Origin of the sequence: Paenibacillus anseongensis, from assembly GCF_009757995.1 — a bacterium.
GTDB lineage: Bacteria > Bacillota > Bacilli > Paenibacillales > NBRC-103111 > Paenibacillus_E > Paenibacillus_E chondroitinus.
On sequence record NZ_WSEM01000035.1, the window covers coordinates 36,451 to 62,561 of the forward strand.

The 26,111-nt window shown below is 49.6% G+C and carries 20 protein-coding genes; 11 read left to right on the plus strand and 9 right to left on the minus strand.

The window, feature by feature from the left end:
- Positions 1-61 precede the first annotated feature (61 nt).
- Genes GON05_RS34000 through GON05_RS34025 form a run of 6 tightly spaced genes read left to right on the plus strand, consistent with a single transcriptional unit; the run spans position 62 to position 5,360 of the window.
- Positions 62-838 carry a glycosyltransferase family 8 protein gene (locus tag GON05_RS34000; protein WP_157325908.1) on the plus strand — a complete coding sequence of 259 codons (777 nt, stop codon included), beginning with the start codon at positions 62-64 and terminating at the stop codon, positions 836-838.
- Between the two features lie 31 nt (positions 839-869).
- Complete coding sequence (gene glf / locus GON05_RS34005) at positions 870-1,991, plus strand: UDP-galactopyranose mutase (protein WP_127456575.1); 1,122 nt, start codon at positions 870-872, stop codon at positions 1,989-1,991.
- A gap of 26 nt (positions 1,992-2,017) precedes the next feature.
- Positions 2,018-2,794, plus strand: a complete 777-nt coding sequence (locus tag GON05_RS34010) for a hypothetical protein (RefSeq protein ID WP_157325910.1) — start codon at positions 2,018-2,020, stop codon at positions 2,792-2,794.
- A gap of 11 nt (positions 2,795-2,805) precedes the next feature.
- The gene (locus tag GON05_RS34015; RefSeq protein WP_127456573.1) at positions 2,806-3,585 is read left to right on the plus strand and encodes a hypothetical protein; all 780 of its coding nucleotides are present in this window, start codon (positions 2,806-2,808) and stop codon (positions 3,583-3,585) included.
- Between the two features lie 13 nt (positions 3,586-3,598).
- A complete protein-coding gene (locus GON05_RS34020; RefSeq protein WP_157325912.1) occupies positions 3,599-4,369 on the plus strand; it encodes a hypothetical protein in 771 nt (256 codons plus the stop codon).
- A 25-nt stretch (positions 4,370-4,394) separates the two neighbouring features.
- Positions 4,395-5,360: a GDP-mannose 4,6-dehydratase gene (locus GON05_RS34025; protein ID WP_157325913.1), complete on the plus strand. Its 966-nt coding sequence runs from the start codon at positions 4,395-4,397 to the stop codon at positions 5,358-5,360.
- Between the two features lie 497 nt (positions 5,361-5,857).
- Here the strand turns inward: GON05_RS34025 and GON05_RS34030 are convergent, their stop codons facing one another.
- The 5 genes from GON05_RS34030 to GON05_RS34050 form a co-directional block, all read right to left on the minus strand.
- Entirely contained in the window at positions 5,858-6,172 is a 315-nt protein-coding gene (locus GON05_RS34030) for a hypothetical protein (protein WP_157325915.1), read from the minus strand.
- Positions 6,173-6,186: 14 nt separating this feature from the next.
- On the minus strand, positions 6,187-7,359 hold the full coding sequence (locus GON05_RS34035) for a glycosyltransferase family 4 protein (protein WP_157325917.1): 1,173 nt from the start codon (positions 7,357-7,359) through the stop codon (positions 6,187-6,189).
- On the minus strand, positions 7,356-8,489 hold the full coding sequence (locus tag GON05_RS34040) for a glycosyltransferase family 4 protein (RefSeq protein WP_181646208.1): 1,134 nt from the start codon (positions 8,487-8,489) through the stop codon (positions 7,356-7,358). The genes GON05_RS34035 and GON05_RS34040 overlap by 4 nt, the downstream gene beginning before the upstream one ends.
- Positions 8,490-8,644: 155 nt before the next feature.
- The gene (locus GON05_RS34045; protein ID WP_157325921.1) at positions 8,645-13,405 is read right to left on the minus strand and encodes a WIAG-tail domain; all 4,761 of its coding nucleotides are present in this window, start codon (positions 13,403-13,405) and stop codon (positions 8,645-8,647) included.
- A gap of 103 nt (positions 13,406-13,508) precedes the next feature.
- Positions 13,509-14,675, minus strand: a complete 1,167-nt coding sequence (locus tag GON05_RS34050; protein ID WP_309491777.1) for a glycosyltransferase family 4 protein — start codon at positions 14,673-14,675, stop codon at positions 13,509-13,511.
- 282 nt (positions 14,676-14,957) lie between these two features.
- Between GON05_RS34050 and GON05_RS34055 the strand changes: the two genes are divergently transcribed.
- Positions 14,958-16,058, plus strand: coding sequence for a YheC/YheD family endospore coat-associated protein (locus GON05_RS34055; protein WP_157325923.1), 1,101 nt, complete (start codon positions 14,958-14,960; stop codon positions 16,056-16,058).
- Between the two features lie 320 nt (positions 16,059-16,378).
- On the opposite strand, the gene nagZ is transcribed toward GON05_RS34055, so the two are convergent.
- A complete protein-coding gene (gene nagZ, locus GON05_RS34060; RefSeq protein WP_157325924.1) occupies positions 16,379-17,671 on the minus strand; it encodes a beta-N-acetylhexosaminidase in 1,293 nt (430 codons plus the stop codon).
- A 90-nt stretch (positions 17,672-17,761) separates the two neighbouring features.
- Entirely contained in the window at positions 17,762-18,058 is a 297-nt protein-coding gene (locus GON05_RS34065) for a transposase (RefSeq protein ID WP_157325926.1), read from the minus strand.
- A gap of 223 nt (positions 18,059-18,281) precedes the next feature.
- Between GON05_RS34065 and asd the strand changes: the two genes are divergently transcribed.
- The gene (gene asd / locus GON05_RS34070) at positions 18,282-19,070 is read left to right on the plus strand and encodes an archaetidylserine decarboxylase (RefSeq protein WP_127456566.1); all 789 of its coding nucleotides are present in this window, start codon (positions 18,282-18,284) and stop codon (positions 19,068-19,070) included.
- A gap of 15 nt (positions 19,071-19,085) precedes the next feature.
- Positions 19,086-20,339: an MFS transporter gene (locus GON05_RS34075; RefSeq protein ID WP_127456565.1), complete on the plus strand. Its 1,254-nt coding sequence runs from the start codon at positions 19,086-19,088 to the stop codon at positions 20,337-20,339.
- A 72-nt stretch (positions 20,340-20,411) separates the two neighbouring features.
- On the opposite strand, the gene GON05_RS34080 is transcribed toward GON05_RS34075, so the two are convergent.
- Complete coding sequence (locus GON05_RS34080) at positions 20,412-21,851, minus strand: NAD-dependent malic enzyme (RefSeq protein ID WP_157325928.1); 1,440 nt, start codon at positions 21,849-21,851, stop codon at positions 20,412-20,414.
- Positions 21,852-21,928: 77 nt separating this feature from the next.
- Complete coding sequence (pdxR, locus tag GON05_RS34085; RefSeq protein ID WP_157325930.1) at positions 21,929-23,548, minus strand: MocR-like pyridoxine biosynthesis transcription factor PdxR; 1,620 nt, start codon at positions 23,546-23,548, stop codon at positions 21,929-21,931.
- Between the two features lie 132 nt (positions 23,549-23,680).
- Here pdxR and GON05_RS34090 point away from each other — a divergent pair, with 132 nt between their 5' ends.
- A complete protein-coding gene (locus GON05_RS34090; RefSeq protein ID WP_157325932.1) occupies positions 23,681-24,271 on the plus strand; it encodes a GNAT family N-acetyltransferase in 591 nt (196 codons plus the stop codon).
- Positions 24,272-24,385: 114 nt separating this feature from the next.
- Entirely contained in the window at positions 24,386-25,696 is a 1,311-nt protein-coding gene (locus GON05_RS34095; protein WP_157325945.1) for an aminotransferase class I/II-fold pyridoxal phosphate-dependent enzyme, read from the plus strand.
- Positions 25,697-26,111 lie beyond the last annotated feature (415 nt).

The following is a 26,111-nucleotide window of genomic DNA, read 5'->3' on the forward strand; positions in this document are numbered from 1 at the left end:
CCCTCCGGTAATACAAATATCTAGACGGGTAAAAACCAATGTGTGCGAAGGAGGATTACGCTTGGAAAGAATCCATATCGTCGTGGCTACCAATGACAAGTACGTGAAGCATTTGGCAGTGATGCTTACTTCCTTATTCGAACATAAATCAACGAATCGGCCCCTCTCCCTCTATGTGATCGACGGCAAAATATCTAACGAGAACAAGCAGAAGCTTCATAATGCCTTGAAATCCTACCAAGTGGAGCTTTCTTTTTTAACGGTAGAGGACTCTCTCTTTCAAGATGTCGTCGTTCGTTATCATTTGAGTAAAGAAACCTACTATCGAATTGCGATTCCAGCCCTCTTGCCGAAGGATGTCCGCAAAGCGCTTTATTTGGATTGTGATCTCATTGTGAAAGAGGATATTACCAACCTGTGGGATGTCAACATTGATAAGTACCATCTCGGCGCTGTGCCGATCCCCGGTAAAGTGCTTCGTTTCGAAGAACTTTCCATTCCTGAAAAATTTGGCTATTTTAACGCAGGCGTGCTGCTTCTGAACTTGAAAAAATGGCGTGATAATCAAACCTCGGAGAAAGTTCTACATTATATGAGAAAAAATCCGGAGAAGCTTAAATTCATGGATCAGGATGCGTTAAACGCCGTTCTTCACGAGAAGTGGCTCAAGCTCGATCCGAAGTGGAACTATCAAGTGCACCGTTCCCACCATCAGCGTTTCGCTCCAGCCATCATTCATTACACAACGGATAAAAAACCGTGGAACAGCTGGCACAATCCCAAGTTTAAAGATGAGTATCTCAAATATGCGAAAAAAACCAATTGGAAACTAGACTAGCGGCACACCCCAACGTTCAGGAGGTCGAGTAATGAAAACAGATTGGTTAATCATTGGCGCAGGCTTCACAGGCGCAACGCTGGCAGAGCGAATTGCCTCCCAACGGGGAGAGAAGGTCCTGATTGTCGACAAAAGAGATCATATTGGCGGTAACTCCTATGACTGCTATGACGAACACGGCATACTGATTCATAAGTACGGCTCCCATACCTTTCATACGAACTCGAGCATGGTTTGGAATTACCTCTCCATGTTCACCCCATGGCGTCCTTACTTTCATGAAGTGCGCGTGGTGATTGACGGCAAGAAGGTGCCTGTCCCTTTTAATCTCAACTCCATCTACGCCTTGTTCCCTCCCAAATATGCAGAAAAGCTGGAAGCGCTGCTGATTGACCACTTCGGTTATGGCGTCAAAGTGCCGATCTTGAAGCTTCGCCAAAGCGCAAGCGGAGAACTAAGCGACTTGGCTGATTTTATTTATCAAAACGTATTCTACAAATACACGCTGAAGCACTGGGAGTTAGATCCGGAACAACTTGCTCCATCTGTGACGGCAAGAGTCCCTGTCTACATCTCACGGGATAACCGCTACTTTCAAGACACCTATCAAGGACTCCCCAAACACGGCTATACGCCTATGTTCAACAAAATGCTCAATCATCCGAATATTAAAACTTTACTCAATACCGACTACAAAGAGCTCATCGGCGAAATAACGTACAAACGAATGATCTATACAGGTCCGATTGATGAGTACTTCGACTATATGCACGGTCAGCTTCCATACCGCAGCATGCGCTTTGAATTCGACACACTGGATACGGAGTATCATCAGGAAGTCGGGACGGTCAACTATCCGCATGAATACGACTACACAAGGGTTCTGGAGCAGAAGCATCTCACAGGCCAGCAATCTCCCAAAACAACCATTTCTTACGTGTACCCTGAAACCTATACCATAGGTAAAAATGAACCTTATTACCCGATTCCGCGCGATGAAAACAAAGAACTCTACAAGCTGTATCAAGCGGAAGCTGACAAAATCAAAGATACCGTGCTGTTTGCGGGAAGATTGGCTGATTACAAATACTACAATATGGATCAGGCCGTCGCTCGTGCGTTAACGCTTTTCCATAACGAGATTCAGAAATAAGCGTATAGGCAGAGGAGGCTGCATTCATGATCTGTATGGCTTTATTAGCTCACGAGAATGAACAAGCATTGCGCAATCAAATTCGAAATATCCGCAAATATAATCCCCAGGATGTCCAAATCGTCTTCTACAACGGCGGTCAGGATACGAATTTCGGTAAAAAGGTTTGTGAAGACGAGAATGTCCTGTACTGTCCTTACAGCCGTCCTTTGAAGCAGCGTACCAGCGGCCGGTTTTTCTATGATGTCATGAGGTTTCTTGAGGATAAAAAAATAGCCTATGAGTACCTGGTTTATTTGGAATATGACATCATGTTTGTCAATGGTGGGTTTCGCGAGTACTTGTTAAGTAAAATGGAAGGCTACGACTGCCTGGTTAAAATACTTCGCAAAGAAGTCGATCCGAAGAATGCCTCGTGGCCTCCTGCCAGAGACATGTGGAAGGACTGGGAACGGTGGAAGTCGATTTTCGAATCCGATGCCTTCTACCGAACCTCCTCTCCGATGTCCGTCTTCCGTCATGGCATCATTAAGAAGATGCTTGGAGGACTAAATAAGAAGCGCCTGGAGCATCTGTTTGATACGTCGAACATCCCTTGTCTGGGTGAAATGCTATACATTACATTAGCCAAAAAATACGGCGGCAAATGTAAAATTTACGGGGATAACACCAAACGGTTTCTACGATTCCGCCCCGCCATTACACGGAAAGAAATCAAAGAGGCTAAAAGCCGGTCTGACGTTATGTTCGTTCATCCCGTGAAAGACGCTGAAGTTCGTGATTGGATTTTTAATCAACCCTAGGAGGCTGGAACATGCTCTGTTTTGCACTATTAGCGCATGCCGATGAAAACGCCCTCTACAAACAAATCCGTAACATTCGCAGATATAATCCGAATAACGTACTCATTGTTTTGTACAACGGCGGACCGGATGCAAACTTCGGCAAAGCCCTTTGCAAAAAAATGAAAGTCATGTACTGCCCTTACAGCAGGCCTTTGCAGAAGGGGAAGACGGGGCGTTTCTATTATGATGTCATGAGATGGCTAGAGGAGAAAAACGTCAACTACGATTACTTAGTCTACACCGAATATGATGTGATGTTCGTCAATCACGGATTTGAACGGATGGTCGAGAATGAGCTTAGAGACCACGATGCTCTGGTGAAATTAATCCGCCATGAGAAGGACCGCAAGCGCAATTGGTGGATTCCCGGCAAAACGATGTGGAAGGAATGGCACCGCTGGAAGCCGTTCTTCCAGACGGACGATTTCTATGGGACTTTCAATCCGATGCAAGTGTATAGGCGCTCCATCCTGAAGCGGATGTTGGCTATCATTGATACGCCTATGCTGGAACAGTTGTTTAGCGCTACGAACGTATACGCCTTAGGCGAGATGCTCTATATTACACTGGCCAAAAAATGCGGCGGACGCTTAAAAGCTTACCCTAAACCGAGTGTAGATTACCTTCGCGTGTACCATCGCATTCGTCTGGACGACGCCAAAGAGGCCAGTCAGCGGTCTGAGGTCATGTTCGTCCATCCGGTCAAGGACGCTGATGTTCGCGATTGGATTTTCAACCTTAAAAAATAAAGGAGGAAGCCGCATGATTTGTTTCGCTCTATTAGCCCACGAGAACGAACCTGCGCTTCGCCAACAAATTAGAAACCTTCGGAAGTATAACCCGAATGCTTTTATCGTGCTTTACAATGGCGGCACGGACAGGAATTTCGGCAAAGAGGTCTGCCAGAGCGAGCACATCCTCTACTGTCCGTACAGTCGGCCTTTGCGCAGAGGACGGACCGGAAGATTCTTCTACGACGTCATGAGATGGCTGGAAGATATCCGAATTCCCTACGAATATTTGGTGTACACCGAATATGATGTGATGTTCATTCACGGCGGATTTGAGTCGTTCCTGAGTAATCACATGGAGGATTACGATTGTTTAGTAGAGGCTCTCAAAACAGAGACGACGCCTCACAAAAGCAATTGGACAACGGCACTCGGCATGTGGAAGGAATGGGGACTTTGGCAGCCGTTTTTCCAAAGCAATCACTTCTACGGCACGTTCAACCCGATGCAGGTTTATCGGCATAGCCTTGTGAAGAAGATGCTGGCCAGAGTGAACAAACCTTTGTTCGAGCAAATTCTTGCCAAAACGGATGTTTTTGCGCTGGGAGAAATCCTGTACATGACGTTAGCCATGCAGTGCGGAGCCAGGTGCCAAGAATATCCCAGCAAAATCAGGCAGTGCTTCCGCTATCGGCCGAATATTTCCTTGCAAGAAATTCAAGCCGCTTCACAGAAGTCGGAAGTCATGTTTGCTCATCCCGTCAAAGACGATTCTGTCCGCGCTTGGATAAGCGCATTATGATCAAGCAGCCAAGGAGGAAACCATGATGAAACAAAAAATTCTGGTTACCGGGGGGGCGGGATTCATCGGAAGCCACCTGGTGGACTCTCTTCTCTTGGACGATAATTACGAAGTGCTTGTGATCGATAACTTTGACGACTACTATGAGCGCAAAGTGAAAGAGAACAACATTCAGAATCACTTGCGTTCACCTAGATATGAACTAGTTGAAGCCGACATTCGCGACAGAGCCGGTATGGACCGCATATTCAGTGCTTGGAAACCGGACGCCGTCGTCCATTTGGCCGCCAAAGCCGGGGTCCGGCCATCCCTCGAAATCCCGAGCACCTACGTCGACGTCAATCTTGCGGGCACGGTCAATCTGCTGGATGCTGCCGTCAAATACGGCGTTTCCAAGTTTGTTTTTGGATCATCCAGCTCGGTGTACGGCTTGAATGACAAGGTGCCGTTCTCGGAAACGGACCCTACCCTGCTCATCGCCTCGCCATACGGCGCCACCAAAGCCTCAGGCGAAGCGCTGTGCCGCAGCTACAGCCATTGCTTTGGCTTGCCGATTGTCGCTTTGCGCTTCTTCACCGTATTCGGTCCCCGGCAGCGGCCGGATTTGGCCATTCATCTGTTCGCCAAAAAAATCGCAAAAGGCGAACCGCTTTCCCTGTTCGGAGACGGCACGACCAGTCGCGATTATACGTATGTAGCCGATATCGTTGCCGGCATCCGTAAATCCATCGACTTCGACCATCCCGGCTACGAAGTATTTAACCTCGGGAACGACCACCCGACCAGTTTACTGGACCTTGTCACCGTGTTGGAGAATGCGATGAACAAAAAGGCAATCATCCACTGGAAGCCGATGCAGATCGGCGATGTCCCGCGAACGTGGGCCAACTTCGAGAAAGCGCACACACTACTCGGCTACACGCCATCGACGAGCTTGGAGGCTGGCATTGCGCGCTTCGTGCAGTGGCTGGAGGAGGAGTCGCTGGATTAAGCGGCTTGGTTCACAACCGCTGGTGGTGGCCGTGTGGGACGGCGATGGCGATGGCGGTGACGGTGGTGCAGTGCAAGCGACTATGCACCGCCCCACGCTGCTCCTCGCAGCCGTTTCGCAGTCGCCCTCAACCTTCCCAAACCTCAAAAAGGCCAACCTTGCGGTTGGCCTTCGTACATAGCACATGCTACTTGTAGATAACGCCGATTCCTCCTGCTATTTGCTGCAATTGTTCCACTTTTTCTTAAGTAGCTGGATTTTCTGGCGTTAGTTTTGCCGAGTATGCCCTATTCTCGCCTCCTACCGGCGATTTAGCTGGGGTTTCTACCGTTATTTCTTTCCTTGCCACTGAGCAGCGCAGATTAACGGTAGTTTTTCCAGCTACTTTAGCTGAGACGCATCAGTGAATACTCGCCTTGCAGCACATAGAGGAACCTGAGGGCACTATTTCTGCCCTCGCTGGGTCTGTTTTCGCATTCTTGGGGAACTACAGGGCCTTATTTCAACGATTTGGGCGGAGTTTCAGCCAAATCCGTTGAAATAAGGGACCCTAGTTCCCCTTCCGTGCGAAAACGGCCTATTTCGCCGAAATAGCGCCCAGTAGTTCCCCTCAGCCGGGCGGCAAACTCGGGTTCTGGTTCTGGTACTGGTACTGCTCCTGTTCCTGCTCCCGGCTCCGGTCCCAGCTCCAGCTCCAGCCCCTGCCCTTGCTCTGGCCCCACCGGCTCCGCCCTACCCAACCGTTGGCGGCAGCCCCTAACGGGAGCCGCCCCACAGCCCAAAAAGGCCAACCGTAAAGTTGGCCTTCCCACTCGCTGCCGCACCCTCACACATACAGCTCTTGCAATCGCTTGGCAACATGCTGGAACCCATAGTTGCCCTCCACAAATTTGCGGCCAGCACGGCCTAACTCATTCGCTTTCGCAGGATTCGTGAAAATGTGGCTGATCGAGTTCGCGAATGCCCATGGATCGGTATAGGCGCTTATGACGATACCGTTCTTATGGTTCGAAATGATCTCGGCATTGCCCCCGCGATTCGTCGTAATGATCGGGAGGCCCGCCCCCATGGCCTCATAGTGCACTCTGGCCAGCGGCTCCTGCCACTGGGAGCTGCAGACGAACACATCCCCGAGCAGGTAAATCGAGGGAATCTTGCTGGGAGGCACAAAGTTTGTGAACACAACTCTGTCTTTCCCCAGCGAGTCACCAAGCCTTCGCAAATTCGAGATATAATCGTCTACACGGTTATCGCTGAACCATTTGCTTCCGACAATGACCAGCACGGCGTCATCATGTTTTTGGACGACCCGCTGCATGGCCTGCAGCAGAACATCGGCCCCTTTATTGGCGGACAGCCGTCCAACGAATAGCACAACCTTTTTATTTTCGACACCGTATTTTTTGCGCAATGCCTTTCTTTCGGCCTGAGCATCTTCCCGCCATATAGGTTTGTACTGATCCAGATTGATGCCAGAGTACACCGTCTTCACTTTACTTGCAGCTTCAGGGAAACGATCCACGATCGTTTTTCCAATGTAGTTAGAAATGGACATGATGTTGTGGGTGATTTTCACCACATGGCGGCCCTTGTCATCCGGCAGTTTCTGTTGGCGAAACATCTCATTATGACAGCTCAAAACAACCCGGCTCTCAGGCATAGCCTGCTTGATAATAGGGACATACATGGGACGGTTAAACACATGAATAACATCAAATGTCCGATTACTGGCCTTCAACTTTTTTAACTCGTTGGCGACATTTATTTGATAATCATTTTTCGGCACCCGGATATAGGTCACACCTTTTACTACCTCCCGGTCACGAAGATCATTATCTTTTATGCAAAATACCGTTATTTCATGGCTCTCGCTTAAATAGGGAATCACGCCATCGATGAAAATTTGAATAGCTCCTCCCCGAATAGAAGGAACGGTTAGCATTTCTGTACAAACCAAAGCAATCCTCACCCTGTTCACTCCAATCGTATACGGTTTCATGTAGTTTCATATAAATTCGATAGTCGTTGCGCATACTTCTCAAAGTTATAACGATCCGTAATCAATTTCCTGTTCTCGCGTCCTATTCGGATGCGTTTCTCGCGGTTGCTTAATAACGTGATGATGGCCTGAGCGTATGCTCTTGGGTCTGTATAAAGATCAATGATACAACCGTTTTTCTCATTTTGAACAAGCTCGGGATTCCCGCCTCGATTCGAACTGATGATCGGTATGCCGGCTGCCATAGCCTCATATTGAACTCTTGCAAGCGGCTCCTGCCATTGGGATGGGACCACAAGCACGTCGCTCATCGTATAATAGCTGGGAAGCCTGTCTACCGGTATAAAATTGGTAAAATATATATAAGAGGACACAGCCAAAGCTCTTTTTCGAAGTTTCGTGACATATGTGCTAATGGTCCGGTCGCCATACCACTTGCTGCCAATGATCACTAGCGCTGTTTTGGGATATTTTCTGATAACGAGCTTCATGGCGTTAATTAGATGATGGCACCCTTTTTTGGGCAGCAGCCTGCCGACAAAGAGGACGACATGGAAGCCAGGGGGAATACCCAATTCTCCCTTTAGCTTGTCAGCGATCTTTTTACCTTCCCTTGTAAAATGAGGCGTAAATCGCTTAGGATCTTCTCCCGTATAGAGCGTGGTGATTTTGTTACTGACTGCAGGAATAGCTTTGATGATGTCCTGTGCAACGAATTTGCTGACCGTAATGAGATGATCGGCTAGTTCGTAAGCTTGAAGCGCAGCCTGGTCACGAGTCTCGTGATTGATTAATAAGTTGTGAAGCGATAAATAAACCCGGGCATCCGGAACGGCTCTCTTCATTTCTTCAACCCAATTCGGTCTATTAAATAATTGAACTACGTCAAACAATCGTTTTTCACAGTAGCTCAGCACATCATTGAAATAAGTGGATTGGTCATAACGAATGAATCTCACACCATTCATCCGTTCATCATTACTGAGCGAAGGATCCTGTATCGAAAAAACCGTAACCGAATGGCCCAGTCTGCTTAAGTAAGGAGCCATGCGATCAATCAACAACTCAATCGCTCCGCTTTTGATCGGTGGACAGGGCAAAGAATCCGGGCAGACTAAGGCAATTTTCATGAAAGTCCTCCTTTCGTAGATACATGCCATTTAGGGTTATTCTCTATCCTATTCTTCAAGACACATAAATGATTGTACATATCCAAAAAAAGCTCCGCGAATCACACAAAAAAAAGGATCACGCACATGAGACGCGATCCTTTTGGAGGAAGCCATTATCCTTTTGTTCCTATGGAAATCCAGTTAATGATTCCGTACGCGTCCGGTGAAAAACGGGAACGCACAATAATCATTTGGGCTGAATGCGTTTGTTTTTGTTTGATTACGGCATAACACGAAGAGTGGCTGGTTGTCGCTGTGATGACATAGTTAACATCTGCATACGGCTCATCAAAGAGTAACGTGACCTCGACGATTTCGTCCTGCACTTTCAATTCAAAAGGAACCAACCCGAATTGTTGCAGAGCCGCCGGCTTTGCCGCAGGAGTATGCACGGCATTGAAGCTAAGCTTGCTCTCATCCACACTGCCAGCCGCCAGCTTCGTACCTTCGACTGCGCCCTCAGCCAGATGTTCCCCATGAACGGCGCCGGCGATGATTTTACCGCTGTCTACACTGCCCGGCGACAGATGGAAGCTGCTAATCGAGCTAGCTACCAGCTTGCTGCCATCCACACTGCCCGGCGCCAGCTTGCCGCTATCCACGCTGTTAGCCGCCAGTTTGGAACTGTCAACGCAGCCTGCTCCAAGATGGAAAGCGCTAATCGAGCCGGAAGCCAGCTTGCTGCCATCGATGCTGTTCGCTTGAAGCTTAGCGCCATTCAAAGCACCTTCCGCAAGATGTTCACCACTCACCGCACCGGCTGCCAAAATGCTGCCATCGATGCTGCCTGCCGCCAGCTTCGAACCACTCAACGCGCCGTCGGCCAAGTGATCTGCCGTCACTGCGCCCAGGGCCAATTTACTGCCGTCTACGCTATTTACTGCCAGTTTGCTGCTATCGATCGCGCCATCCGCGATATGGCTCCCGTTTACCGCACCGGCTGCAAGCTTGCTGCTATAGATACTGCCTGCCGCCAGTTTCCCGCCGTCTATAGCACCTTCCGCAAGATGCCCGCTGCTCACCGCACCGGCTGCCAACTTGCTTCCATCCACACTGCCGGCGGATAAATGGTAGCTGCTGATCGCATTGGAGGCTAATTTGCTGCCGTCAATGCTGCCTGTCGCCAGTTTCGCGCCGAACAGGGTGCCGTCCGCCAAATGATCTCCTGTTACTGCGCCAGCGGTCAATTTACTGCTGTCTACGCTGTTCGCAGCCAGCTTGCCGCTGTCAATCGCGCCATCCACGATATGGCTGCCGTTCACTGCGCCAACGGTCAACTTGCTGCCGTCGACACTGCCTGCCGCCAGCTTCACAGCATCCACTACGCCGTCAGCGAGATGGTAGTTGCTTACTGCACCGGCTACCAGTTTACTGCCGTCCACGCTGCCTGTTGCCAGTTTCGCGCCTGTCACCGAGCTCACACTAAGATGCTCGCTGCTCACCGCGTTATCTACGAGTTTGCTGCCGTCCACGCTAAGCGCCGCCAGCTTGCTGCCGTTCACTGCACCTGGTGCGATGTGATCGCTGTTCACGGCACCGGACACCAATTTGCTGCTGTCCACACTGCCGGGTGCCAGCTTCGCTCCATTGATGACCCCGTCAACCAGATGATCTGTTTTTACAGCGCCTACTGCCAGCTTAGAGCTAACGACACTGCTGTCCGCAAGCTTCGACGCATCAACGATCCCTGCAACCAGATGGCTTCGCAGCACAGCGCCTTCTGCCAGCTTCGTGGAGTCAATGCTACTATCCGCCAAATGCTCCCGTTGAATTGCACTTGGAACCACTTTGCTGCCGTCCACGCTGCCTTTTGCGAGCTTACTGGCGTCAATTACTCCGTCCACGATGTGCTCATGGTTCACTGCGCCAGCCGTCAGCTTGCTGCTGTCCACACTGCCTGTCGCCAATTTCGCGCCATACACCGAGCTATCCGCAAGATGATAATTGCTAATCGCGCCAAGGCTCACTTTGGTGCCATCCACGGAATTCGCCGCAAGGTTGTTATTTTCGACAGCCGCTTCTGCCAGATGCTCATTAGCGATTACACCAACTCCAAGCTTCGCTCCACTAACGGCGCCATCGGCCAGCTTATCACCGGTCACAGCACCAGCTGTCAGCTTCGTGCTATCCACGCTTTCCTTCGCCAGCTTCGCGCCGGTCACAGCGCCTTCCGCGATATGCTCGCTGCCAATCGCCCGTGCAGCCAACTTCGCGCTGCTAATCGCTCCATCGGCCAAATGCCTTGAGCTTAACGCACCGGCTACCAGCTTACTGCCATGAATGCTCTCATTAGCCAGCTTCGCTGCCGTAATTGCACCGTCAACAATATGCTCGCTGTGCACGGACTTGTTGGAAATTTTACGGCCCGTTACGCTGGAATCAGCCAGTTTAGCTTCAGTAACAGCCTGCTCACCTAGTTTGCTGGTTGTTACGGCCTGCTCCTGCAATGACCTGGTAGAAATTGCTCCAGGTTGCATATGCTGCGAACTAACGGCGCCATTCGCCAGCTTATCTTCGGTGACTGCCGCTTTCGCAAGCGTTTCTCCGGTAATGGATTGTTCCATTAACTTCGTTCCATCCAAGCTCCTGTCAGCGAAAATATTGAGTGTAATCGAGCCCTGCGCCAAGTGCTGAGACGAAATCGCCCCCGGCTTCAGATGGCTGCCATCGATACTATTTTCCTGAAGATGACGAGTTTCAATGCTCATGGAAGCAATTTTTGTACCCGTCACTGCTTCTTCAGCAATTTTACTTGTCGTAATCGTTTGATCCTGCAAATGCTGCGTTGTCACGGCCTCTTCAGCAATATGATCGCGCCCAATCGCTGCTTCCACGATTTGTTCAGCGCCAATCTCGCCATTTCCGATATGCTCGGAGCGGATAGCGCCTAAGCCCAGCTTCTCACTTGTAATGATCCCATCCAGCAGGTGTGTCGTTCCAATCGTCTCTGGCGAAAAGTGGATACCAAGAATCGCCCCTTCGGCCAAATGCTCACTTGCAACGATGCCTTGGTTCAAATGCTCGGCGGTGATTGAACTTACCGCAAGCTTATCGGAGGTCACGCTTTGCGACTTCAGCTTCGACGTATCTACACTGCCTGCCGCCAATACATCTGTCGTCACAGCTCCCTCTTCCAATTTGGAGGAAGAAATGATCCCATCGGCCAAATGCAGCTGCGTGATTGCCCTTTCGCTGATATGCCTTTCCTCAATGAGATTCTCCGTTAAATGGCTTGATGTAATGGACTGATTTTGCAATTTCGAGCTGGAAACGATGCCGTCGGCCATATGCCAGTTTTGAATCACTTGCTGCCGGATATGTTTGCCTTCAACCGTGCCTTCGACCAGCTTGGATGAAGTGATCGACTCATCTTGCAGCTTGGCATTGGATATGCTGTTGTTGGCAAGATGTTCGCTCTGAATCGCCTGCTGTTGGATATGTTTGGCTTCAATCGAGCTTTCCACCAGCTTCGAAGAGGTGATCGATTCATCCTGCAGCTTCGCATTAGAAATGATATTGTCAGCGAGATGTCCGATTTGAATGGCTTTCGGGAAAATATGTTTATCCTCTACCACATTTGCAGCTAGTTTGTCTGCCGTAATGGAGCCATCCTGGATCAGTTTAGCGTGTACCGCACCCTCTGCCAGATGTCCGGATTGAATCACGCCGGAAGCAAGATGTGAGGTTTGGATAGAGCCGTCTGCCAGGTGCTCCGTGCGGATCGAAGACTTCACGATGTGCTTAGCTTCAATCGACAACGGGGCAATCTTTTGATTCGTAACGGCTTGATTCGCCAGCTTCTCCTCTGTGACCGATAAAGGAGCGAGTTTATCCTCTGTAATAATCTGATTCTCCAGATGGTAACTGTCGATGGCCCCGTCAGCGATGTGATCGGCTTCAATTTGACCTGGCGCAATACTCCGGCTCTGAACGCTTCCATCGGCCAAATGTTCGTTGAAAATAACTTTGGACTGGATATGAACGGAGCAAATGCTTTCATTCGCAATTTTTTCTTCCGTAACAGCTTGATCTCTTAACTTATCCGTTGTAATCGCTGCATCCATCAGCTTGGCGGTGTCGATGCTGTAATTGGAAATATGTTTGGCTTGCACTGCGCCGCTACGTATTTTGTCAGCTGTAATCGACTGGTCGTCAATCAGCTCATTCGTAATAACCAACTCGGATAAATGCTGCGACAAAATGGAGCCGTCCGCAATCTTAATGGAATCAATCGTTTGATCGGCAAGCTTATCCGCTGTGATGCTGTTATCCAGCAGTTTGCTTCCGGGAATCGTTTGATCCTGAATTTTATCACCGGAGATGCTGTGCGGAGCGATATGTTCATCATAAATGCTGTGCCCGGCGATTTTATCACGCGTCACGCTGGCTGATGCTAACTTTGACTGATCAATCGCAAAATCCTTAATGACTTTAGTCCCGATGCTTTGCGGCTTGATTTTACTTTCGTCAACCGAACGATTTGCAATTTTCTCCCAAGTTATCGCTTCTTCCACGATATCATCCGTGTAGACGACAGGGTTTACAAATTTGCCTGTTTTACGCTCAGAAAGCAGCAGCAGCGGAGGTGCTGGCACGGAGGTCTGAGATACATTTACCACCGTTGCGGGTTTATTTACTTTGGCCGGCTCAACAATCGCCGTTTTCGCTACCGGCGTTTTGGGCGTCGTCGTTTTGGGAGTAATACTTGTTTCAACGACGGGTGCAACCTTTGGACTTGTTTCCGCTTTCTCCTGCTTAACCGGAGCAGGTGAAGGCTGTTCACTTTCATCGAGCCATTTCAACTCATTTGTTCGGGAGTTCACTTTTTGCACATAAGGCCTTTCTCTGTTGCTGCTGCTCTTACGCTTACTCATAGACTCCTCTCCATTCCACATAAATTGGTCATTTGTAACATATTCAAGCTCAATCCCAGATGTACGTTAGCCCTGAAAAATGTGCGGACACCCAGATAAATAGTTACCTCCCCAATTTATGCTTGTATAACTCATACCTCATTTCTGCCGCCTTATCCCACGTGAACAATTGATCGACTCTTTGAATACCTTGCTCCCCCATGGCTCGTCTCAGCTCTTCATCTGCCAAAAGACGCAATAAATAAAGAGGCAGGTCCGACTCAATCTTGCCCAAATCAACTAAACACCCGACCGTCCCATTCTTAATTACTTCGCCGATCCCGCCTGAATTTGTCGCTACGACGGGAACTCCAGAAGCCATAGCCTCAATATTTACGAGTCCAAAAGCTTCTCCTTCCTCGGAAGGCACGGCAACAACGTCAGCGAGGTGATACCATTTCGGGATGTCAGCGTGTGAGGTGTAGGGGACGAATTTCACATTCTGAGGCATCTTGCTCCCTTCCCGGTACAACCTTTTCACGTAAGCCGTCGATCTCCTGGAGCCATAGAAGGCACCGCCGACTAGAATTAAGACCGCATTCGGCTCCGTCTGAATCACCGTTTTCATCGCTTTGAGCAGATGATGCACCCCTTTTCTCGGAATGAGCCGACCTACGAAAAGAATGATCTTCCGATTCTCATAGCCGAGCTTTTGCAACATTTGAGTACGGGATTCATTCCCCTCCGGAGACCATCTTGACGTAAATTTGGTAACGTCCACGCCCAAATGCTGCGTCACAATTTTATGTGCGGCGGACGGCACTTTCGCCTGCACCGCCTGCTTGAGATAATCGCTATTGACGATCACGACATCCGCCGCGGCTAGGCATGCCTTCAAATATTTCTGCGAGATATAAGGCAGAGAAATAAATATTTTTGAATGCAGCACAAGACTAATAAAGCATCTTGGAAAACGTTTGCGCAGATAGAGCACGAAATGCGGCCGATTCTCAACCTGAATGACGCTGGGTTTTCGCATCGCGATTTTCCGAGAGACGGCGGAAATATAGGAACGAGAGCCCCCGTAAGGAACCCTTATATACGTACATCCTTCCCGCATTTCACTTCTTGGTTGATACTTTGTTCTTCTCCCCAGAACACAAACGGGCATAAATGTAACGAGCTTTTCGGCCGTTTTTTGGACAACCTGTTCAACCGAAGAGCTTTTTCCTGAGGGAATGGGAAAAGAACCTGGCGTAACAATGACAACACGCATAGGTCTCTGGCTCACACGTAACTCCCCCTTCCTCTTCTATACATATGCGGATATACAGGCAAAGTTTGGGCAGCTGTCCGCTACTTACGCAAAAGTATCAGCATCCGTACAAACAAGCTGCACTGCTTTTCCATAAGCTGTAAAGGAGCCTCTATCGTGTCGCGGCGTGTTGGCAAGCCAGTTTTTCTGCCGAAAAACTCAAGCCTATGCTTTCGACGCCAGTTTTTCTGGCGAAAAACTCAAGCCTATGCTTTCGACGCCAGTTTTTCTGGCGAAAAACTCTAAGGAGTGAAGTAAATGGTCAATCCCTATGTGGGTATTTTAGTGAACGATTCCTTATACGAAGGCATTCCCCTAGGGAACACAAAATATGAAGCCATCCATTTTTACAGTGACGCTGGCAAACAATTTGGCATCACCCCTAGCTACTTCCGCATGCAGGATGTTCACATTCATACGATGAGAGTTCATGCCTATGTGCAAAGAGGGACTCGATATGTGCGTGAATGGATTGCCCTGCCGAAAATCATTCATAACCGCGCCATTTACTTGGACGCCACCTCTGATCAGGAGTTGGAAAGTTGGACACAGCACGGCATTCACGTTTTTAACCGATGGAATCGGTACAGCAAGCTGCAAATTCACGAGATATTGCTGCTGGATGACGCCATCAGACCCCATCTGCCCGGCACCTACCCCGCCACTCTCAAAAATATGAAAGTCATGATGAGTGCCTACGACTCTATCATTATCAAACCAACAAACTCCAGCATCGGGCGCGGTGTGATGAAAATGGACCGAACCCCCACGGGCTGGCAGCTTGTTTATCCCGCGACACTGAAAATCAGCAATAAAGTTTGGCGGCAGGTCAACTTTCGCAAACAACTGCCGTTAACCCTGCGGCGCAAAATCCAAAGCCGCGCCTACCTCGTGCAGCAGCGCCTGCCTTTGGCTACCTATGACAAACGTCCCTTCGACATGCGTGTATCTGTGCAGCGCGGAGCCTGCGGCGATTGGGGCGTGACGGGAATCGTCGCCAAGGTCGCTTCACGCAAGCTGTTCTTGACCAATGTGGCGCAAGGAGGCCAAGTGAGGACGCTGACGGAAATTTTGGCGGCCGACTATCCGTCACTGAATTCCCGATCGGTGTGTGAGCAAATTTCGGAGTTCGCCCTTCAGGTAGCGAGGTTTCTAAGCAGGCATTTGCCGCATTTGGCCGATCTCGGACTAGATATCGGGATCACCACGGATGGTTATCCTCTATTCATTGAATGCAACGGCAAAGATCAGCGTTATAGTTTCCGAGAAGCCAACATGCTGGAAGAATGGAAAGCCACCTACTATAACCCCATGGCTTACGCCAAATATTTGTTGGATGGCGGTACCCCGGTTTATTAGCCCATACCGCGCTACAATGGGAACTACGTTCCCCTATTTTGGCGAAACATAGCGAATTGGAAAGTCAAAGGGAACTAGGATCCGCTAATCCCCCGATTTTAAGTTATTTGACGGCAAATGACGCAAATATTACCCTGTAATTCCCCAAAAAACAGCCAATTCAGCCCATTCACCACAAATAGCACCCTGTAGGTCCCCTCCTCTTCCACCAGCTCTCTATCGCACTCAAAATGACACCACATGGGTCCCGCTCCTTCCCCAAAAATCAAAAAGAGTGCCCAAGCGTCATAACATGACTAGGGGCACTCTTTTAAATTATGCTATTTCGTACTTAGCACTTTCTTTACAGCTTGATTGAGGGCGGCTACATCAACCGAACCAACGCTTTCATCCTTCAACTTGTACTTTTGCTTCAGCTTCTGAATTCTTGCTACACTCTGATCGATCGTTTCCATCGGAATCCGTTTGTCCTGAACAGCTTGCCGCAGCGCCTCGATCACTTTTACAACTTTATTGTAGTCATGTCCGACCATAATCACATTAGCTCCGGCTAAAACTGATTTTACGGCGGAAGCGCCGATATCATAGTTTTGTTCAATGGCTCCCATCGTCATGTCATCGGTCATGATGACACCTTGGAAGCCCATCTCCTTGCGCAGCAAGTCCGTCATGATTTTCTTCGACATCGATGCCGGGTTCTGTCCGTCCACTTTGGGCAGCAAAATATGGGCGACCATCACAGCATCTGCGTCTTGTTTAAAAGCTTCCGCGAAGGGGATTAATTCCAGCTTGCGCAATCTGTCCAAATCGTTCTGCACAACGGGCAGCCCTACATGCGAATCAACCGATGTATCGCCATGCCCCGGGAAATGCTTAACGACGGACGTGATCTGCTGATCTCGCAGCCCCTTCATTTCTTGAATACCCATAGCGTTAACTACAGCAGCGTTTGCTCCAAAAGAACGGTCGCCGATCACCGGATTTTTCGGATTGCTGTTAATATCCAGCACAGGAGCGAAATCAACGTTCAATCCATACGCACGAAGCTCTGAACCGATCAAATTCCCGATGTTATAGGCATACGTCTTGTTATTCGTCTTGCCGATCTCCTGATTCGTTGGCGTTTTCTGGAGCTCATCCGGCAGCCGTGTTACCCTTCCGCCCTCCTCGTCCACACCGATCCAGAGCGGCTGCTTATTTTTTGCATTCTTTTGCTTCAGTTCATTTACCAGCGAAACCAGTTGGCTTGAATCTTTGACATTTGGCTTATATAAAATAATGCCGCCCACGTGATACGTTGAAATCAACGTTTGGGTATTCGCATTTACGTTGTATCCGTCGATGCCGGCCAAGATCATCTGTCCCAGCTTTTCGTCCAGTGACAAGCCTGCCGTCGGGTTTGCTGGCGTTGGCGTTGGACTTGGAGTCGGCGCTGCAGTAGGAACTGGCGTAGAGACTGGCGTAGCTGCTGGAGCAGAAGCAGACGGCGCCAACGAAACCGGTGCGCTCGAAGACGTGTTGCCTTTTGGAGAAGATGCACACCCCGCTAAAAAGAGAGATAACGCAGCCGCACACATCATACTCTTGGTATATCTGGAAATTATAAGATTCACTTTAACACCTGCCTTTATGATAAGTCATGCCTATTAGACGATGTGCCAAATGAAATAGTTACATAGGAGGTTGTTACAAATAACACAGAACTACTCTTTCCTGATCTCTACTAGCAGCCGTCTCCACATTAAGTAGATCCCATAACATCCCAAATAACCTCCGCTTAAAAGGAATAACTGGTTGTTGAAAACGCCATGAATATTCGTCATAAATACCGTATCGTCCCGTAATATGTCATTAACCGCCAAAGCGGAAATAATACCAAAGACATATGCACTGACCATTGCCAGAATATGAAACCAAATACGGCAGCTTATGAACATCCATGAGCCAACTAGCATGCAGGCTGGAATTAGTAACAGAATCAATATAATCATAATGGACATTGTACCCGTTCACCTCATTAACAGCATTGACAAGCATATTTCACCTCAAACAGCCTTCAGACTATTTTTTTAGCCGCCTACCTTGCCGTTTCTTCTTCATTCGACAATTGATTCTTTTACCTTTCTGTGGCAAGATTAGCGAAGAACCATAAACAGGGATCTTTGAAGAAACTTGAACGTTGGTCAAAAGCCCGCCTAACCACGAATGAACAGGAGTTAATTTATGTCAAAACCGTTCTTCAAATTGCTAACCGAGCTCTCCTCACGTAAATGGGTATCCCAAGTGACAGGAGCTTTTGCCAGGTCCAGAGCAAGCCGGATGTTCATTCCCCGTTTTGCCCAAACTTACGGTATACGTATTGAAGATGCTGAGAAGCATGTAAAAGATTACAAATCCCTAAATGATTTCTTTACTCGCCGCTTAAAGCCGGGTTTACGCCCGATTCACGAAGACGAGACGCGCGTCGTAAGTCCGGTTGATGCCATGATTACTGGGATCGGGGACATTAAAGACGGCTTGATCGTTAACGTCAAAGGTCAAGATTACACCATTGAGGAGCTGCTTAACCGGTCGCCCCGCACAGTCAATTACAAAAACGGCTTCTATTTCGTCCTGTATTTAAGCCCAACCGATTATCACCGCATTCATTCTCCGATTACGGGCGACATCCTTGAAAAAGAGCACGTGCTCGGCAAAGTGTATCCGGTGAATGAATTCGGTCTTCGCCACATGAAGCGAGTGCTTAGTCGCAATGAGCGATTAATCACTTTCATTCAGCATCATACAGGTGAAGTTGCCGTCGTAAAGGTCGGAGCGCTGAATGTGAGCTCGATTCAGTATGTCAAACCGCTTCCCAAAACATTGGAGCGCGGTCAAGAGCTGGCTTATTTCGAGTTCGGCTCAACCGTTGTGCTGCTTTTTGAAGACGATATGTTCGAACCTCGCCCGGATCTTAAGCTTGGTTCCAAAGTGAAAATGGGAGAAGACCTCGGCCGTTTCCTAGATAAATAGCGAGAGGAGCGCATCATGGCTGCCATAACAACACCATCTCCCAAATCCAATAGCTTGCAGGGTGCAGGAGATATCAAACCAACTGTTTACCGGATACTGTTTGCCATCGGCCTTGTGCATTTGCTGAATGACTCTATCCAATCCGTCATTCCCGCCATCTTCCCCATTTTGAAAAGCGAAATGGGATTAAGCTATACCCAAGTAGGTTGGGTACAGTTCGCCATCAACTTCACGGCTTCCATCATGCAGCCCGTAGTTGGCTTATACTCAGACCGCAAGCCATCGCCCTATATGCTGCCGATTGGCATGGCATCAACCCTTACCGGGATGCTGCTGTTAGCCTTCGCTCACTCGTATTGGGTTGTGCTGCTGTCTGTATGCTTTGTGGGGCTTGGCTCCGCTGCATTCCATCCGGAAGGCTCACGAGTGTCGCATATGGCTGCCGGAGGACGCAAAGGCTTGGCACAGTCCATCTTCCAGGTGGGCGGTAACTTCGGCCAATCCTTGGCGCCGGTCATGACCAAATGGATTTTCATTCCGCTCGGACTTTTCGGCTCCATATGGTTCACAGGCGTTGCAGCGATTGCGATAGCCGTTCAGATGTTCATTGCTCGCTGGTACAAAGCCGAGCTCGCAACGACTCCGGTTAGAGCCAAGTCCACTGTGAAGCGGACCGTCAATCCCGTGCATCGCAAACGTGTGTTTTTCGCTATCTACGTATTGATTTTCCTTGTATTCGTCCGTTCATGGTACGGAGCTGCAATGAGTGGTTACTTCGCTTTCTTCTTGCATGATACATACGGCTTATCCATCAACCGTGCGCAGGACTTCATCTTCTTGTTCCTCGCAGCCGGCGCTGTAGGTACTTTTTTTGGCGGTCCGATCGCGGATCGGTTCGGTAAGCGCAATGTCATTTTCTTCTCCATGCTAGGCTCAGCGCCATTCGCATTGCTGCTGCCGCATGTTGGGATTACTTGGTCTTATATCTTACTTGTCGTCATCGGCGTCATTCAATTATCCAGCTTCTCCGTTACCGTTGTTTATGCCCAAAGCCTGTTCCCTGGCAAAGTAGGAACCGTATCCGGCCTAATTACCGGGCTCGCCTTCGGACTTGGCGGTATCGGCAGTGTCGTTCTTGGAAATCTCTGCGATGCGATCGGTACGACGCGTGTGATGGAATTATGCGCGTTCCTGCCGCTTCTCGGGATTCTAACCTTCCTTCTCCCTTCTGACCGTAAGCTAAAAGAATGGACGGAGGAACAGAATTAAAACAAAAAACCTTGCTCTGCGAGCTGGAAACAGCTGCTGGAGCAAGGTTTTTTTGGCTTTAATTACTGATTATTATTCGTGATGAGACTCTTGTGTTTCACGTTGACTGCGACGACGAGCTACACCGGATTCAAACGCTGCTTCCATAACCGCTTCACGCACTTTTTCGACGACAGCATGATTGAATACGCTCGGAATAATGTAATATTCACTCAGCTCATCTTCATTCACTACCGAGGCAATCGCTTTGGCGGCTGCAAGCTTCATCTCTTGCGTGATTCGGGAAGCACGGCAATCCAACACGCCACGGAAAATTCCTGGGAAACAGAGCACGTTATTGATCTGATTCGGATAGTCCGAACGGCCTGTCGCCATAACGCGTACGTAAGGCTCTGCCTCTTCCGGCGTGATTTCCGGTGTCGGGTTCGCCATCGCGAATACGATTGGATCCGTAGCCATTTTCTTCACATCTTCTACCTTCAGAACGCCTGGACCGGATAGGCCGATGAAAATATCAGCGTCTGCAATTACATCGGACAAAGTCCCTTTTAGCTCGAAAGGATTCGTGTTATTCGAGTACCAATCCCACATGGAATTTGTATAGCTTTCACCGCGTACGATTGCGCCTTGACGGTCTACACCGATGACGTTCGTAACACCTGCAGCAAGCAGCATTTTCGTGCAGGCAATTCCTGCCGCTCCGATACCCGTGATGACTACTTTACAAGACTCCAGCTGTTTGCCCACCACTTTAACTGCGTTAAGCAAACCGGCAAGAATAACAACCGCAGTTCCGTGCTGATCGTCATGGAATACCGGAATATCCAATTCGTTAATCAAACGTTCTTCAATTTCAAAACAACGCGGCGACGAAATATCCTCTAAGTTAATTCCGCCAAACGCAGGTGCGATGGCTTTGACAGTACGAATGATTTCCTCTGTATCTTGTGTGTCCAAGCAAATTGGGAAAGCGTCAACGCCCGCCATTTGCTTGAAGAGCATAGCTTTACCTTCCATAACCGGCATAGCTGCTTCAGGACCAATATTGCCAAGTCCGAGGACGGCTGTTCCGTCAGAAACGACGGCAACTGTATTACGTTTAATCGTTAATGAGTGCGCTTTGGATGAATCCTCATGAATCGCCATACAGACACGAGCGACACCCGGCGTATATACACGGGACAGATCGTCCCGATTTTTAATCGGAATCTTCGGAGTGACTTCAATTTTTCCGCCCAAATGCATAAGGAACGTCTGGTCGGATACGTTAATTAACCGCACACCTGGAATACCTTTCAATACTTTAACAATGACTTCCGTATGATCCGGGTCGTTAACTTGAACGGTAATATCCCGTGTTGTTGTTGTTTTACTGGCTCGCGTCACGTCAACCGCGACGATATCGCCACCGGCATCGCCTATGGCTGTAGCAATTTTCCCAAACGTGACCTGTTCTTTATGTATTTCCAAACGCACAATCACGCTTGTGCCTCCACCATTTAATCCTGCCATTTAGGGATCACTCCTACAATAAAATGATTAATTGACCACATGTTAGATCATAGCATACTCTGTCAACCATGCCAAAATCATCTTGTTGATTTTATGACAATTTCTGAAACTTCTCGCAAGGCGGCAACGCCTTGGCGTATTTCCTGCTCCGTGAGATGCGCAAAACCGAAGCATGCCCCGGCCTTCCCCAGGGGCATGCCGTAGGAACCGGCGTCGCTCCAGGTGACGCCGGTCTTACGGCACTCGGCTGCATAAGCGGCATAGGTGCGGGGGTCTCCCCGCCACCAGCCGAACAGATGCAGCCCCGCATCACTCTCCACCCAGTCGAAGAGGGTGGAGAGCTGCTCCTGCAGCAGCGCTTGCAGGAGCAAGAACTTGCTCGCGTACACTCGCCGCATGCGGCGCAGGTGTCGCTCGTAGCCGCCGCTCGCCATGAAGGCGGCGAGCGAGCGCTGTTCGAGCAGCCCCGAAGGGTGCGGCTCGTATAGCCGCTTCGCGGCTACAAAGGCGTCGTGCAGCGCCTCCGGCAGCACGACATATCCGATGCGCAGGTCCTGCAGCATCGTTTTGGAAAAGGTGCCGATGTAGACCACTCGGCCCTCCTGATCCAGCACCTTGAGCGGCTCGATCGGCCGCCCGCGGTGCCTGAACTCGCTGTCATAGTCGTCTTCGACGATGACAGCGCCTTGCTCCGCCGCCCAGCGCAGCAGCTGCTGGCGGCGCTCTAGACCCAGCACCGCCCCCGTAGGGAATTGGCGGCTGGGTGTCACGAACAGCAGCCGTGCGTTCCACGGCTGCGGGACAAGCCCTTGCTCATCCACAGGAGCGTGGATGGGCACACCGCCGGCCGCCAGCACCGCGCGGCTCGCGCCTTGGTAGCCCGGACGCTCCAGGATGACGGGATCGCCTTCGTTCACGAGCATCTGGGTCAGCAGCGCGATCGCTTGCATCGACCCGTTAACGATGACGATGCGCTCCGGCGGCGCCTCGATGCCGCGTATTCGCCTTAGGTGCTGTGCAATCGCTTCGCGAAGCGCATAATGCCCCTCGGCGACGTATGCCTCTTCCTGCGGCGACTCCGTCATCCGCCGCACCTGCTCGTACATCCCGCGGTTCCATAGCTCCCGCGGAAACTCATCCAAGTGCGGCCGACCCATCACGAACGCAATCTTTTTCCCTTGATCTTGACCTTGCTCCTGCTCTTGCTCTTGCTCTTGCTCTTGCTCTTGCTCTTGCTCTTGCCCTGGCCCTTGCTCTCGCCCTCGCTCTCGTTCTTGCTCTTGCCCTCGCTTTTGCTCTTGCTCTCGCTCTCGCCGTTGCCCCAGCTCCAGCTCTAACTCCCGTCCTTGCTCCCGCCTCTGCCCGCGATCCGCCTCACAAACCCGCGCCCCCCAATCCGAAAGCCGAATATCCTTCCCTTCGAACGGCGCCTGCTTCTCCTGCACCCCGTTATAAACAACATAAGTCCCTCTGCCCACATCAGCTTGCAAATAACCTTCAGCAATCAGCATATCGTACACTTGATTAACGGTGCCCCGCGATAGCCCATAAAGTGCAGCTAATTCACGGCTTGATGGCAGCTTCGTATGGCGCAGCAGCTTATTCGCCAAAATGTTGTCATGCAGCGCATGATACAAAGCCGCATATTTACTCCCGTATTTCGCCTGGTAGGTATGGTACGGTATATGAAAATCCATACTCGCCCCCCTTTTGCCTTTCTCAATTGGTCTATAAAAACACATTCAAATTGGATCTTTTTATTAAACCATTTTTCCATTATGCTTACTAAAATCTCATAAATCCGGCTTTTTGACAAGGAGAATATGCCCATGAATTTCCAACCAATCACGCTAGAAGGTACCCAAGTCACTTTACTGCCTATGCAGGAATCTCACATTAGCGCTCTAGTGGAGGCGGCGTCGGATCCTGCTATCTTTGCCTACATGACTCCGCTGCTTCAACCTTCAGCCGTTGAACAATTTGTCCGCCAAGCGCTGGATGAGCAAAAAGCCGGCCTAGGTATTCCCTTCAGCGTTTACGACAAACACTCCGACAGTTTCGTCGGCAGCACGCGCCTTTTCGACTACTCTATCGCAAATCGGCATGTCGAGATCGGCCATACGTGGTACAATCCTCGTGTTTGGCGAACCAGAATCAATACGGAGTGTAAGTATTTGCTGCTGCGACACTGCTTCGAAACCTTAGACCTCCTGCGTGTGCAGCTTAAAACAGACCTAAGAAACGAACGCTCCCAAGCGGCAATTGCGCGTATAGGCGCCCAGAAAGAAGGTACGCTTCGCCAACATCGCGTGCTTCATGACGGCTATGTGCGGGACACCGTGATGTTCAGCATCATTGACCGCGAATGGGTGGATGTGAAGCAACGCCTAGAAGGATTTTTAAATCGAGTAAACGTTTAGATCCGAATAAAAATCTATCCAAAAAAATTTGTTTCTCGCAGTGACGTTCTCCAGGGAAAGTGGTATAATAACTGCAAAAAATGAATAGCAAATTGGAAGGAATGACCCATGCTTATGAATCCTCTGGCACGACAGTTAAACGAGACCCTGGAACGTGAAAATTCTCACGTATTTGACATGCTTTCTGCATTAGGTAAATCGATTTACTTCCCGAAAGAAGGCATTCTTAGCCAATCGGCTGAAGCCAAGGCAAAGGCCAAAAAATACAATGCTACGATTGGCATTGCGATCGAAAACGGTCAGCCGATGCACTTGAAGGTCATTCAAGATACTCTCTCTACCTACGCACCCAAAGATATATATGAATACGCGCCGCCAGCCGGTAAGCCCGAGCTCCGCAGCGCATGGCGCAAAAAAATGCTCGAAGAAAACCCTGAGATCGGCAGCAAACTGATTGGCAATCCGATCGTAACGAATGCGTTGACTCACGGACTTAGTATTGCAGCGGACCTTTTCGCTGATGTAGGCGACTCCGTTATTATTCCAGACAAAAACTGGGAAAATTACGAGCTTACTTTCGAAATCCGCCGCGGCGCAAAAATTGTGAACTATCCGCTCTACAACGAGGAGCAGAAGTTTAATGCTGCTGGTCTGCGCGAAGCGCTGCTGGCTCAACAATCCAAAGGCAAAGCCATTGTTGTCTTGAACTTCCCGAACAACCCGACAGGCTACACGCCTGGGGCAGAAGAAGGAAATGAAATTGCTGCTGCGATCAAAGATGCAGCTGAAGCTGGTATCAACGTTGTTGTACTAACCGACGATGCCTATTTCGGACTTTTCTTCGAAGGGTCCCTGCATGAGTCCTTGTTCGGTAAATTAGCAGACATTCACCCGCGCGTGCTCGCTGTCAAAATTGACGGTGCTACCAAAGAAGAATACGTCTGGGGCTTCCGCGTTGGTTTTGTCACTTATGCCGGCCAAAGCGAAGCGTTGCTGAGCGCACTAGAACAAAAAACAATGGGCATCATCCGTGCAACGATTTCCAGTGGCCCTCACCCATCGCAAACTTTCGTGCTTCATGCGCTTAACTCCCCGGAGTTCAACCAGCAGAAGCAAGAGAAATATGAGATCATGAAAGGCCGTGCTAACCGTACGAAGTCCATTCTGGACTCCGGCAAGTTCGACGATGCATGGGGCTACTACCCATTCAACTCCGGTTACTTCATGTGCCTGAAGCTCAAAACAGTGGATGCCGAGGCTTTGCGTGTCCACTTGCTGGATCAGCATGGTGTGGGTACTATCGCTCTTGGAACGACTGATCTTCGCGTCGCTTTCTCCTGTATTGAAGAAGGCAGCCTGGAAGAACTGTTCAACCTCATCTACCAAAGCGTAAAAGAAATCGAAACCGTCTCCGCTAGCAAATAGCCGAAACGAAACAAAGAGGCTGTCTTATAGGGTCTATACCGACCTATGAGCAGCCTCTTTTTTATGCGAATATTATAAAAATTTTCCCATTCGGACACTTGCCACCCGAGCATGATTAGCGGGCAACCAGCTGTCCTGTCCTGATTCATGATATACCTTTTGCCATGAACCTGCCAACCAAGTCTAACGGACTCCACTGCCGTTAAAATCGTCAAAATAGCCCCGTCCCACTATCTAACGGACACGGGAAACCTTATTCGCCGATTTCGAGTCGAAATCAAGACGGAAACAAGCAAATAGCGGCGCTGGAGTCCGTTAGATTTTCAAAACGCCTATAATTCGCCAAATAAGAGCAACTGTGGACTTCTGTCAAGAAAGTAAACACACCATTAAGTGCCGATCACGCGGTTTCTGC